Here is a 13,974-nt window from a genome sequence, read left to right as displayed (position 1 = left end):
GGCTAGAAACTTATAGCTGCATATACCAGCATCCCTATTATAGTCAACACCCCTATCAATATGGGTGCATGGATATGCTTCATCTGCTTGGTTCGCTTATATTTGCTTATCATGATAAACAGGCGATACATCAAGTAAGCGCCTATTGCACCAATAATAGTTCCTACTAACAGATCTCCCGGATAATGCACGCCCAGATATACTCGGGAATAGCAAGTTAGAAAAGCCCACGCCATCATGTAGAACGTAAGCCACTTCTGGCGGAATACAAAGAATATATAAAATGCCAAACCGAAAGTATTCGCCGCATGACAAGAAGGAAAACCATACTTTCCTCCCCTGTGGTTATTCACAATATGCACCATCTCCGAAAGGGGATTATTCAGATTGGAAGGACGCATACGCTCTACGTATGGACGTATCAAAGTAGCACATACCTGATCGGCAAAAGTAATAGTCAGAGCAACACCTATTGCACACATTAATGTTACTTTCCACGAGAAATTGCGTAACATCACGTATAGAAGGGCGGCATACATCGGGACCCATTCCCACTTCCCACTATACGCATTCATAAAGTAATCGAAAAAGGTATTATGCATCCGGTTGATGGATAGGAATATATTGGTATCCACATCAATTAACCCTTGCAGGGCATCCATAAGTAATATCATAAATTATCGTTTTGCTAAGTCATCATATAGTTTCTGCAAATATGCTTTACCCAATGGAAGGTTCTTACCTTTCGCCGTACCTTCGTCTACAGCCACAGCGTCAGCCTGGCAATTAAAAATCACTTGATTGTCCGCCGTTACCATTCCGAAAGCATCGGGTACCGTGAAGAATGCGAAGTGAGGTGAACTGGGGTTAAGCATATCTTTGCTGAATATAAATTCATTATGGGGGATTGCCAATTGCGACAATAATGTAGCCGCAATATCCTGCTGGGAACCGTAAACATCAACTTTTCTCGGATTCCGGATAGCCCCTCCTACCATCAGAAGAGGTATCTGATAACGTTCCACATCCAAATTACTAATCTGTTCGGGATATGCTCCCAAATGATCGGGAACAAAAACAATAACTGTATTCTTCCACTGTGGCAATTTACGGAACTGCTTCACAAAGTCACCCACACAACTATCTGTATAAGCAAAAGCATTCAAGCGGTTATTATCCAAACGATGATAAGGAACTTCAAACGGTTCGTGGCTACTGGACGTCTGCAATACACGGAAATGAGGCGCATTCTTTTCTTTATTCTCAATAGACTCTGTTTTCAAATCTTCCAATAGACGTTTAAAAACCAGTTCATCATGTGCTCCCCACTTGCTTAGTCGTTCTGATACGGAAAAATCCTCATCAGAAATGATATTCTCGAAGCCCGAAGAGATCAGGTAAGAACGCATATTGGTAAAGTCCGCATCACCGCCATAATAATACTTAGTGGCATAGCCCTCTTTCTTCAAACTACCCGCAATAGCCGGAATGGATTGTGTCTTACGGGGATATTTCATTATACTCGTGGTAGGCTGTGCCGGATACCCGCTCAGGATTGCTACCAAACCACGGTCTGTACGGAAACTGTTGGCATAGAAGTTTGTAAAAAGAACACCTTCCTTACTTAAACTATCCAGGTTAACGGCAATATTGGGTTCTCCGCCCAAGCTAGTCATCAGTTTGGAAGAGAAACTTTCTAAAATTACAAAAAGCACGTCAGGACGTTTGGTACAAAACAAAGTATGTAGAGAATCAGCAGATTGACGTAAAGAATCAGCCACTAAAACAGACTCTCCCGAAACAGCCGGATCAATCAAGCCTTTAAAAATCTGATCGGCTTCCGAAGCTTCCATAAAACGATATTGACTGCCAAAATCCTTTTGTTTGGATAGAGATTCCATCAAACTGAATGCCGGATTAATGGCTGCATGGTTCAACTTCTGGTTTGGACTGAAATATACTTTGCCCACATTCATAGTAGAAACTGTAAATCCTCCGCGAATCGGAATAAAGAGCAACCCCGTCAACAATAATAAGACTCCGGATACTCTTAACCTACGGTAAGGCAACTTCATCTGCAAGAGTTGTTTTTTTCTTAATAACACCGCCTTAAAGATGTTATAAAGTATTGCTGCGTATATAACCATCGCTACAATTCCTGCCAACACCATCCAAATGCTGACACTGGCAATTGCATCCTTAGGAGAAGAAAAGAAATAAAATAAAGGCGTAGCATCCAGGCGGAAACCCCAATATTCATACAATCCTAAATCAACAGTGAATATAATAGCGAGCAAAACAGAAACGAAAAGGAAGTAAATGCACCAAATGCGATGAAGGGTTTTAGAAAGCGACCATGCAGATACGATGAAAAGAAAACCGGGAATAGCTGTCAGATAACCGGCTAAAGATAAGTCTAAAGGCAATCCGTGCCAAATAACACTAAGCCAGTCCACACAAGAAACATCCGTATATTGCGACTGGTAATACAGCATAAACAACGGCTTCTGAATTACAAAAATGCAAACAAGCAAACAGTAAGTTTTGACTAACCCTATAACCCTTTCTTTCATTGGTGCCTTATCTTATATTATACAAAGCACAAAAATAGATGTTTTTATTCTAATTCTCACCAAAATAAGTCAATAAATGCAATGAAAGATAGGCTTATAGGATTTTTAGGTTATCCGTTTACACGTTTGTAGTCTTCCAGGAATCTCTGCAAACCGGCATCCGTCAACGGGTGATTAAGTAAACCTTTGATGGCTGAAAGCGGGCAGGTAGCTACATCGGCACCAACTTCTATACACTGTATAATGTGCGCTGTATTGCGTATAGACGCTGCAAGCACCTGAGTGGAGTAGCCATAATAATGGTACATTTCCACAATTTGCCCTACCAAAGCCACCCCATTTTCGCAGATGTCATCAAGTCGTCCCACAAATGGAGAAACGTAAGTAGCACCCGCCTTAGCGGCAAGCAATGCCTGACCTACGGAGAAAACTAAAGTACAATTCGTACGGATACCTTTTCCCGAAAAATATTTAATCGCTTTAATGCCGTCGGCAATACAAGGCACCTTCACTACAATATGAGGATTCAAAGCAGCCAGTTCTTCGCCTTCTTTAATCATGCCTTCATAATCCGTAGCAATGACTTCAGCACTAACATCTCCCTGCACAATGTTGCAGATTTCTACATAATGCTTACGCTGGTTTTCAACACCTTTGATACCTTCTTTCGCCATAAGCGAAGGATTGGTAGTGACACCGTCGAGTACACCCATATCGTATGCTTCCCGAATTTGATCTAAATTGGCTGTATCAATAAAAAACTTCATGGTATAAATAGTTTAAACAGTTACTGTATAAATATAACGATTTATATCTCAGAATAGTTCCCTAAAGAAATAGATATTGTAACCAACTCTACTTTTATTCTTCGAGGTTCACATTGGTAACACGCTTCAGGATAAACCGGCTCTTGTTAGAGTGGAAAGGAACAAATTCGGAATTTTTCTTTATGATGTTGCCACGGAATAGTAATCCATCTACCGACTTAGCATACACTATGGGCGAGTCGAATGTATCAAACTCATTGTTTTCGATCACAATACCTCCATCTTTACCACCATGGAAATATTTCTGCTGTCCGGCTAAATCAGGGATTTCAGGATAAATAGAAATGACTGCTTCGGTAAATTGGTAAAGGCTGGTCAACGCATTTATAAAGCGATTATTGCGGATAGTTACGTCACGGCAAGCACCTGTTTCAAACCACCCATTGCAATCGCCGCACAAAAGAATTGCCGTACCGGAGGTATGGTCGAACAGGTTATTCTCGACTACCGTTTTACGTGGAGTACTGAATAATGCTCCCCGTGCACGATTATTGCGAATTATATTGTCCGCAAACAGAACTTCGGGAGTCCATGTAAGGTTTTCAATGCCGAAACCTTCACTTTCGTTAATCGCTGCATCTAAAGGTTCTTTAAAGGTGATGCAGTATTCACGGGCACCATCAATCTGATCTTTATCATAAGGACGGATAGATGTAATATAATTAGGGTTGCTTACTAACTCCATGGTCTGCGAACGTACAAATTGTACCTCATCGTCCGGACATCCCCATTCAAAGCCCCATGCCTGGTCGTGCATATATCTTCCTACCAAAGTATGGTCATCTACACGTTTCACGACTTTCAGATAAGTACCGTGTACATTGATGGCATCATCCATCATACCTTCGTAGAGTCCGTTACAAGAAATAATCTTACCTTTACATCCGGAGAAGTGGGTGGCATCCGCCTGCGTAGTGAAATAACGGGGATCATCGTCGCCCTTCAAACATACCCCAAATTTCTCAAGAGTAATATTCTCGCTGAATTGAGCTAACAAGCCCATTCCCTCGGCATAATGTACCTTCACGTTATCGATCATTGTGTTCAAGTCATGCGAAAGGAATATACCCGGAGTGGGACGTCCCCATCCACGCATAATGAAGAACATACCGGGTTTGAGACTCTTCTCTTTCCATAATGGAACATTAATGCGACGTGGAGAAACTTCGTAAGCACCTTTCGTTTTACAACTAAGATCACCGGTATTATAGACCAAATGTCTGGTTTCGCCATCAAAGACAACTCCCCAGCTAGGGCGTACATCCCATCCTTCACCGTATGTTTCGAAAATAGAATCCTTGGTTATGCGATAATTCACCCATGGAGCAGGTTCAAAGGTTATCCCAGTCTCCGGATTGCTTTCCACTATTTTTATCTGAGCGATGTGGGGTGTAGTAAAATCGATACTAAAATTCCTCAAGCTACAATTTGTAGAATGCAACAAAGAAACCGGAAGCATACGCCCATGAAATATAAATTGTGCACCGTTACCATCTAAAGACAAGTTTTTCATTCCTTCCAACGCAATGCCTACTTTTTTAGGATTGTCCTGATCGTGGTTAGAGATGTAATACTCACGAATAGCAGCTCCTTTTTCATAGAAGTTATACTGCCCTTCGGCGAAGCGTATCACAACACTGTCCCCTTCTTTATACTCTGATTTAATCTTTTGAAGAGCTTTCTGCAATACTGGAGAAGCATTCTTTTTTGTATCTGGTTTCAGTCCGAATGAGGACATATCATATACTTTCAAATTTTGGGCATTCATAATAGCCACTGTACTCAATAACAGAATGACCAATAGCGTTTTAACGAGAAGTTTCATTTCCAATCAATGTTTTTAATTAGTATATATAAGAATCCGTGAGAAACAATGTATTTTCCTTGATAAAGATACGGGATATACCTGAATTCTCCGATATATCCCGTTACTAAAATATCAAACTATAAAGTTTTTACTCTAAGCATTCCCATTAATATCCCGGATTTTGGTCATCCTTCAACAGAGGATTCACATCCATAGCACCGGTTGGGATAGGCATCAATAAGAGACGATCACCCCAAGTTTTATCAATAACAACATACTTGTTCCACTTCTGCTCCTTCACATCAAAACCACCACAAGGTGCAGTACTCTCTCCATTCATTACTTCGCGGCAATATTCCACTCCGTAACGACGAATGTCGTCAAAACGATGCCCTTCAGCAGCAAGTTCAATGCGGCGTTCGTTACGAACAAGCTCTAATGCAGCGTCTTTACTCAGGCTGACGGGTGCATCGGGCATACCACAACGGTCACGCAAATCGTTTATTGCTTTTCTCGCTTCATCGTCCCATCCTTTATTCATGACACGGGCTTCAGCAAAAGTCAGCAATACCTCGGCATAACGGAGAAGCGGATAATCTTCTACACTAGCCCACCCTTGGTAAGCCGTCAGAGATACTAATTTACGATAGCTATAACCTGTCCAAGATTCATTACCGTCATCTCCTACCTTAAAAGGATCCCACATATAATAGAAGTCACCCGTGAAATCAGTTTCTTGCCAACCTTTCAGTGGGAACAAAATAGATGCATACAAGCGGCTGTCACGATTAAGGAATTCGTTCATATAAGGAATCGATTTCAACTCAAGTTCAGGCACTTTAGCCCTGAAGGTGCTAGGAGATATAGATGCATAAGTTGTTCTTCCATCTTTATCTTTACCGGTAGTCGTAAAATATTTCATCCACATATCTGAATACATAGCACGTCTATTCTCTTCCGTGATCTTCGGGCGAACAGTCTTACCATCAATATCCCAATAAGCGTCGATCAAATCCTGCATCGGCTCGAAAGAAGAATAACCGGAACCCATTTGGCTAGGACGAATGTAAGTGTAGCGTGTCCAGTCATTGTTATTATCATCTGCCATGTACTCACGTGTCAAGATGTACTCGGGATTGGTAGGACTGGCATTTTCTTTATGCCACAATGTTTCATAACTGAATAAACCCAGCATAAACTTTTCTTTTGTCACACCCAACGATGCTAAATGGTCGAAATCAATGTATTTATCCATCTCGGCTGCTTCCTTGGTTTGAGCTGCATTGAGTGCTGTTACGCGAAAAAGTGAATGATGCCCTTCGGAGATAACCAGATTTGCCGAAGCTTCCGCCTCTGCATAGTTGCCAAAATAAAGAGCGGCACGCGCACGCAGCGACAAGGCAGCAGCACGTGTGATTCGGCTTGCTTCATTGAATTCGCTGTCATCGTAACTGTCAGGCAGAATATCGGCAATCTGCTTGAGTTCGGTTAATATAAACTCACGTACTTTTTCTACCGGGTCACGCGGTACATTAGGTACATTGTAATCGGGCACATCGGTAAAGATATATGCTTTACCAAACTTGAGAGTCAGTTCCAGATATCTCCATGCACGGAAGAATCGGGCTTCGGCTTTCATACGTTCTTTCAGCTTCTCGTCCATGTCGCACTGGTCTACATTAAGTATAAATGTATTGGCAACGCGTATAGTACTGTAGCTGTAGTTCCAGTTATCATCACCAGCAGTTATGCCATTGGTTTGTACCAATTCATACGGACCTTCCCAAGGCTTATGGCTATGGGCATTGTCAGTACACATTTCATCCCAGATATCCATACCGGATAGCTCGGCATACAAACCATTTAAAGCAGCCCAAGCATCCTTATCAGTCTTCCAAAAAGTTTCGGTGGCAATGTCAGAAGGAGGAATAACATCCAAATCACAAGAACTCACCGACACGCACAACAGTGCCGAAAATGTAATATATTTGAATTTAAGTTTCATAACTTTTGCTTTTATAATATTAGAATGACAGATTAACTCCAAACGCTACAGACTTGGTACCAAAAGCACCAACTCCACGACCGGATGCAGCTTCCGGATCGAAGTCTTTCATAATTTTGTCTGCACGGAACGTAAGCAGGTTCTCACCGGTCAAGAAGAATTTCAGAGAAGAAAGTCCCCAGGATTTTACGATATTAGCAGGAACCATATAACCCAAACTGATAGTCTTGATACGGAAATAATCGGCATCGAACAACTCATATTCAGAGAATTTCTTATTGTACTCATCATTGGAAACACCACCGTACAAACGGGGAACCGGTGCATAACGATTAGGATTATCTTCCGTCCAGCGTTGCAAATGGAACTTTCTGGGGTTAGAATTCAGCATAAAGCCGAATACTTGTTCCGATTCAAACGCAACATCTGTACCGCCTGTACCTTGTCCAAAGACTGACAATTCAAAGTTCTTGTATTGTAGACTGATGTTTAAACCATAAGTAAAATCGGGCACATCCTTACCGATAATGGTACGGTCGTCATCGTTGATGGAGGCTTGCGAGGTATCACCAGCTTTTTTCTGTTCTTCAGTAAGGTCACTATAATACTTCGCACCTTCTCTTTGAGGAATATATTTTATGTCACCGGCTTTGGGATGACGTCCGTAAATATAGTAATGTCCGGCATCAATATCTTCCTGAGAGTATAATCCATCTGTCTTTAATCCATAATATGCGCCGATAGACTCTCCTTCTTTCAAGATATAACGTATCAGGTCACCACCACTCTGAATCATGTTGTCGGAACCTGCCAAATCTATAATCTTATTATTATTGGTAGCAATGTTTGCACTGACAGAATAAGAGAAATCACCAATCTGATTGCGATGTGTTACAGCTAACTCAAAACCTTTATTGCGCACTTTTGCCAAGTTCATAGAAGGAGTTGTCCATATACCAGTTTCTCTCGGCACATTATATCCCAAAAGGATGTCACTTGTATTCTTGATATAATAATCAGCCGTTACGCTCAATTTGTTATTGAATAGATCAACGTCAAAACCAATGTCAGTCAGAGCTACTGTTTCCCAAGATAGAGATTTATTAGGTATTTGTGCTTCGAGAATACCTTTCACTGGAACGTCACTGAAATTATAGTCGGAAGAACTGCTCAATAGCTGGAAGTAATCGTAGTAGCCCACGTTATTGATATTACCCAAAGTACCGTAAGAAGCTCTCAACTTCAAGTTTGAAATCCAGTCGACGGACTCCATGAATTCTTCTTCGCTGATGCGCCAGCCGGCAGAGAAAGAAGGAAATATGCCCCAACGGTTATCCTTGTGGAAACGTGAAGAAGCATCAGCGCGCAAGTTGGCTTCCAGCAGATAGCGATCCATGAAGGAGTAGTTGATACGTCCAAAGTAAGAGAGCATCTTGCTTTCCAAAATATGGCTGCCATCAGGGAAGTCTTTGGATAGATTATTACCTTGCTCAATATCCTGCAATCCATCACTTACAAAATCATTACGTTTTGCATACAGACGCTCGAAGTTATAATGCTCATATGAAGTACCTGCCAGCAGATTCAAGGCATGATCACCAATAGTCAAATCGTATCTTGCAGTTAAAGTAGTCATCAAATTACTGGTAGTCTGCCAGTTCATTGACATTTCATTAGGATTTGAACTTGCCGTACCGGGTATTTCCAATCCAGTGTTAAAATGTTTGATACCAGGATGATCAGCAGTATAACTTTTAGATTTATATTCATATCTCTTATAATCCAACTGCCCTGAAACCACCAGATTCTTGACTGGCTTTATGTCAAAGCCCAAATCATAAATGGTATTTTCAGTTGAGCTCTTGCCCCAGTTTGCATAGCTGAGAGCACGCAGTGGGTTACTGTTCATAAAAGTTTGCGTAGCATCTTTACCGCCGGCAATGCTACCCCACTCCCCATTAGAGTGCTGTGCTACCATGATAGAAGGAACCATAACAAAGTTACCAAACCAAGCCTGTCCATTCTTTGTATCAGATGTATTACGTATATATTTAACATCCGTTTTCAAGGTCAACCATTTGGTTATATCACTCTGTACATTCACACTAAAGTTATAGCGATCGCTACTGACACCAGGCGAAAAGTTATCATCGAACAAGTAACCTACGTTGCTAAAAAAACGAACCTTGTCACTACCGCCACTAAAAGTAAGCGAATGTTGAGTAGTAAGAATATGCTTGTCGAGTACGAGATCTGCCCAATCAGTGTTCGGATAAAGATCGGGCTTACTTCCATCTCTGAACCATCCGATTTCTTCTTCTGTATATGCTTGGGTTTTACCACCATCGGGTTTGTTGTTGTATCGGGCTTCGTTCAGCAAACTGGCATAATCCCAAGAATCAAGTACGTCGGGCAGGTAAGTAGGCATCTTCATACCTACCAGACCGCTATAAGATACATTCATCTTTTCGGCCTTACCGCCCTTCGTCTTTACCAGAACTACACCATAAGCTGCACGTGAGCCATAAATTGCGGATGAAGCTGCGTCTTTTAAGAATGAGATAGATTCGATACTGTTGGGATCAAGGTTAGAAAAAAATGTGGCGTCAGCAATAGCTCCATCAATAACAAAAAGTGGTGAAGAAGACCCAAGGTTACCACGCCCACGGAAGTTAATACTCGGTGTACTACCCGGCCGTGAAATAATGGTTACCCCTGGTACGGTTCCCTGCACTGCAGCAAGAACGTTGGACTGTACACGATCTTTGATTTCATCTGTGCTTACAGATGAAACAGAACCGGTCAAGTTAACTTTCTTCTGAGTACCATAACCCACTACAACTACTTCGGCGAGTGTCTGGTTATCTTCTACAAGTGTAATATCATAATGTGTCACACCTGCTTTTATTGTATGTGTTTGGCTTAGGTATCCAATGTAGCTAATCTCAATCTGAGATCCTACCGGTACAGTCAACGTGAATCGACCATCCATATCGGTTACTACTCCGTTACCAGTAGCACCTTTCTCTACAACAGAAGCGCCAATCAAAGATTCACCCGTTTTATCTTTCACCATACCTTTAATGGTGACATTGTTCGCTTGTTGCTTCACTGTTTTGGTTTCGGCAACTTTTGGTTCGGGATTAGAACGTAGAATAACTTCTTTGCCTTTAATCTGGTATTCCAAAACTCCTCCAAATACAGCGGCAAGTACCTCTTCGATATTGCCGGTACAATCAATGTTTCGTTGGGGAACTCTGTCCAAGTCGCTCTTTTTATAAAAGAAAGTATATCCGCTATTCTTCTGAATTAGTTGGATAGCTTCTTTAGCCGATATAGATTTACCTCTCAACGTAATATCACTCTGCGCTGTAGAGGCCAATGTCGGAGCAAAAGACAAGACAAGAAGAATAAAGACAGCTGTCAGTCGCTCCCTAACAATACTAAAACATTTTCTCATGTTTTTAATAGTTTAAATTAGACTTAATATTAATAATTCTCGGTTTATAATTTCTATAGATTATTTGTTATTCTGAGGTTTGTAGATTACTACTTCCTTTTCATTTGCGTGATATTCCAGATTCAGGTTATAACATATTTTCCGGATGACGGTCAAAGGTATATCGTCAAAATAAATACTTCCGCTAAACTGGCTGAGAGGAGAAATGCCCTTATCCAGTACGACATGTATGCCATATATATCATTAATAACTCTCAGCAATGAGTCCAATTGTAACTCATTAAATACATATCGACCGTCTTCCCACTTTAAGCAGTCTATTGTTTTCAATGTTACATTATTATTGTGATCAATGAATGCACGTTGGTTAGGCACCATCGAAACAACTTGTTTAGTGGTCTGAGCATGCAAATCAATGTGTCCGCTGAATAAAGTCACTTCACTATAATCTTCATCGCTATTCACACGAAACACGGTTCCTTTTACCTCAACAAATGCTTCATCAATATATACGCGAAACGGATTCTCCTCTTGTCGATTTACTTCAAAAATAGCATCCCCCTTCAAGTGTACATCACGTTGGTGGTCAAAGTTACGAGCATAGCATAACGTGCTTCCCGATTGAAGCCACACTTTACTACTATCCGGCAATAGTAGCGTACGACATCCATCGGCATAAACCTCATTATATTCCATTGGTTTATCACCTCCTTCATTGTTCAACAGCAAGGTACCTCCCAACATAAGCAGGATAATAACACTAGCTGCTGCCCATTTCCAGTAAAAAGTCCTCCGGGTATTAAAGTTGGAAGTTTGCTTACAACTTCTCTGAACTTTGTTCCAAATGCGCTCCTCTCTATTCTTATCTATTATAGTTCCACCCTGACGCCACTGCTTTTCCATGCAATGCTGTACTTCTTCTGCTTCAGACAGTATTCTCCTATCTTCTTCAGTAGATTCATTACGAAAGCATTTTTCTACCAGATTTATCAGTTTCTCATTTAATATTTTCATCTTTTATCTGCGCTTATACAATAAATACACGCAGATAAAAGATGTCCCCCCCTCAAACCTAATCTTTTTTTTATAATCAATAACTTTTGTGCAAAGTTGTACTTTATGGTTATTTGTCTTATTTTTGCGACCAATATAGAGAATAAATATGCTAGAAGAAGTAGCGATACATAAGTTAAAAGATGGGGATGAATCGGCTTTCGAGTATCTCTATAGAAGCTTGTGGACTAAAGTTTACGATTTTACACGTCTCTATATTACCTCAACCGCAGATGCTGAAGAAATAGTACATGAAGTATTCGTCAAGCTATGGGATGTACGTACCTTTATTGATGAGAATAAGAATTTCGAGGGTTTACTATTCATCATGACTCGTAATATTATCTTCAACAAGTTTCGCAAATCTTTCAATGAAGATTTCTACAAAATGACATTGGTAGAAGCTGTCGAAGAGTCATATAGTATTGAGGAAGAATTAGAGGCTTCGGATCTTCTTGAGTATGTCAGGTTCCTCATCACACAATTACCTCCACGCGCTCAGGAGGTATTCCGGCTTAGCCGCGAACAGCATCTTACTTATAAAGAAATAGCAGAATTGCTTTCGATATCAGAGAAAGTGGTAGAACATCATATTTCAGATACATTGAAGTTTTTGAGAAGCAGAATAGAACTCTATCTGTTCTTTACTATCGTACTGGGAATAAAACCTCCTTTAGAATAACAGAAAGAATGAGATATACCGATGCCTATTAACGATTACGTTTCAAAAACAAGCGGTCGGTAATGGTGCCTGGCAACTCGTTTTCATAATGTGTCACCATTATCATCGTTTTGTCCCGACGGCGGCAGAAGGCTTCGATTATCTTCTTCACCCGACGGCGATTGTAAGTATCAAGCCCGTGCAGGGGTTCGTCGAGAATCAACAATTCGGGGTCTTTGACAAAAGCTCGTGCCAATAATGCCAGGCGTTGTTCGCCGCTGGATAATTGCAGAAAAGGTTTATCTTTCAAGGCAGCAATACCGAAGGCATCCATCCACCACTCGCAGACAGCCATTTGCTCTTCTTTGGGACGTTTATACAACCCGATACTATCATGTAATCCTGAGGCAACGATTTCTATAGCTGGTAGGTTTTTCAAATAGGCACGGTGCATTTCGGGACTGACGTAACCGATATGCTTCTTAATCTCCCAAATACTTTCACCTGTTCCACGTTTTCTACCAAACAAACTGATATCGCAAGCATACGACTGAGGATTATCTGCACACACCAGACTGAGTAAAGTGGATTTTCCCGCACCGTTCTCTCCGCTCAATGCCCACTTTTCACCGCGCATTACTGTCCAGTCCAGTTCCTTCAAGATGGTACGGTCATCATAGCGAATGCTAACCTTATTCAACTTTACCACTTCATCCGAAGTATAGTTATTGTTATCGTATGGCAAGTCGAGGATGCGTTGCTGCAATTCGTCCATTGGGACCACTACATCTTGTGCACGGAATGCTTCGATATACGCTTCACGTTCCATCTTCCCACCCACCTTCATCTCATTGACGGGCACTACGTGAGTAATGAACGAAGGGATATCATCCAGCATGGAAAGCACTAAAACAATTTGCAATGTACCCAGGCGGGTAAGCTGTTCTAGCAGATTAAACAGGAGTTCACGGGTCGGAGCATCCAGCCCGATGAAAGGATTATCCATAATAAGAATGCGAGGAGCAGTGAGCAAAGTCTTTGTCAGCTGAAATTTACGTAGCTCGCCACTGGAAAGGAGAATGATTTTCTTGTCGAGCATCGGCTCAATACGAAAGAGTTCAAAAAGCAGTTGTTTCAGTGCATCGTCTTTCACTTCTCCCAACATCTCGCTTACCAAAGGAGCGTCCTCCTGATCGTGTGCATTCCAACGTTGCTGATAATAATAGTTGGCATCGGCAGAACCGTATGTATCACGAAAAGCGATATACTTGATATTATCGTAAACAGTTTGAGTAGTCGAAGGTGAAAAATCATAAGTCAATTCTCCTTCCTTCAGAGGATATTTACCTGTCAGCATATCCACTAACAGACTTTTACCAGCTCCATTAGGGCCTACAACGGCAATGTGTTCACCATCCAGGAAGTCGAGTGTTACATGTTGGGATAAACGAACAAGCGGGTTGCGTACTACGCCCCCCGCTATGTGAATAGTATGTTGTTGCGCCATTTCAAATCTATTTTATATAGTCGATGGTGCAAAGATAACCTAAAAATAGAGAATCATCTTTTATTTCTGAAGCAATTCTTA

9 protein-coding genes are annotated in these 13,974 nt (G+C 41.2%); 1 reads left to right on the top strand and 8 read right to left on the bottom strand.

Annotated elements, in window-relative coordinates; all coding sequences use genetic code 11:
* Positions 1–2: 2 nt before the first annotated feature.
* From Q1W14_RS19875 to Q1W14_RS19845, 7 genes are all read right to left on the bottom strand, one after another.
* Positions 3–674, bottom strand: coding sequence for a phosphatase PAP2 family protein (locus Q1W14_RS19875; protein WP_300704419.1), 672 nt, complete (start codon positions 672–674; stop codon positions 3–5).
* A 3-nt stretch (positions 675–677) separates the two neighbouring features.
* On the bottom strand, positions 678–2,573 hold the full coding sequence (locus Q1W14_RS19870; protein WP_300704418.1) for an LTA synthase family protein: 1,896 nt from the start codon (positions 2,571–2,573) through the stop codon (positions 678–680).
* Positions 2,574–2,683: 110 nt separating this feature from the next.
* Positions 2,684–3,340 (bottom strand): fructose-6-phosphate aldolase, encoded by a 657-nt coding sequence (gene fsa / locus Q1W14_RS19865; RefSeq protein WP_300704417.1) that lies wholly within the window; start codon positions 3,338–3,340, stop codon positions 2,684–2,686.
* A 94-nt stretch (positions 3,341–3,434) separates the two neighbouring features.
* Entirely contained in the window at positions 3,435–5,225 is a 1,791-nt protein-coding gene (locus tag Q1W14_RS19860) for a right-handed parallel beta-helix repeat-containing protein (RefSeq protein ID WP_300704416.1), read from the bottom strand.
* A gap of 148 nt (positions 5,226–5,373) precedes the next feature.
* A complete protein-coding gene (locus tag Q1W14_RS19855; RefSeq protein WP_300704415.1) occupies positions 5,374–7,212 on the bottom strand; it encodes a RagB/SusD family nutrient uptake outer membrane protein in 1,839 nt (612 codons plus the stop codon).
* Positions 7,213–7,231: 19 nt separating this feature from the next.
* Positions 7,232–10,672: a TonB-dependent receptor gene (locus Q1W14_RS19850; RefSeq protein WP_300704414.1), complete on the bottom strand. Its 3,441-nt coding sequence runs from the start codon at positions 10,670–10,672 to the stop codon at positions 7,232–7,234.
* Positions 10,673–10,732: 60 nt separating this feature from the next.
* A complete protein-coding gene (locus Q1W14_RS19845) occupies positions 10,733–11,686 on the bottom strand; it encodes a FecR family protein (protein ID WP_300704413.1) in 954 nt (317 codons plus the stop codon).
* A 148-nt stretch (positions 11,687–11,834) separates the two neighbouring features.
* Here Q1W14_RS19845 and Q1W14_RS19840 point away from each other — a divergent pair, with 148 nt between their 5' ends.
* Positions 11,835–12,407, top strand: a complete 573-nt coding sequence (locus Q1W14_RS19840; protein WP_300704412.1) for an RNA polymerase sigma-70 factor — start codon at positions 11,835–11,837, stop codon at positions 12,405–12,407.
* A 28-nt stretch (positions 12,408–12,435) separates the two neighbouring features.
* Here Q1W14_RS19840 and Q1W14_RS19835 read toward each other — a convergent pair whose 3' ends face one another.
* Positions 12,436–13,893, bottom strand: a complete 1,458-nt coding sequence (locus tag Q1W14_RS19835; protein ID WP_300704411.1) for an ATP-binding cassette domain-containing protein — start codon at positions 13,891–13,893, stop codon at positions 12,436–12,438.
* Positions 13,894–13,974 lie beyond the last annotated feature (81 nt).

The organism is Bacteroides sp., assembly GCF_030151085.1.
Classification (GTDB): Bacteria; Bacteroidota; Bacteroidia; order Bacteroidales; family Bacteroidaceae; genus Bacteroides.
The sequence above is the reverse complement of the archived record's forward strand: the minus strand, read 5'-3'. Positions and strand labels throughout refer to the sequence as shown.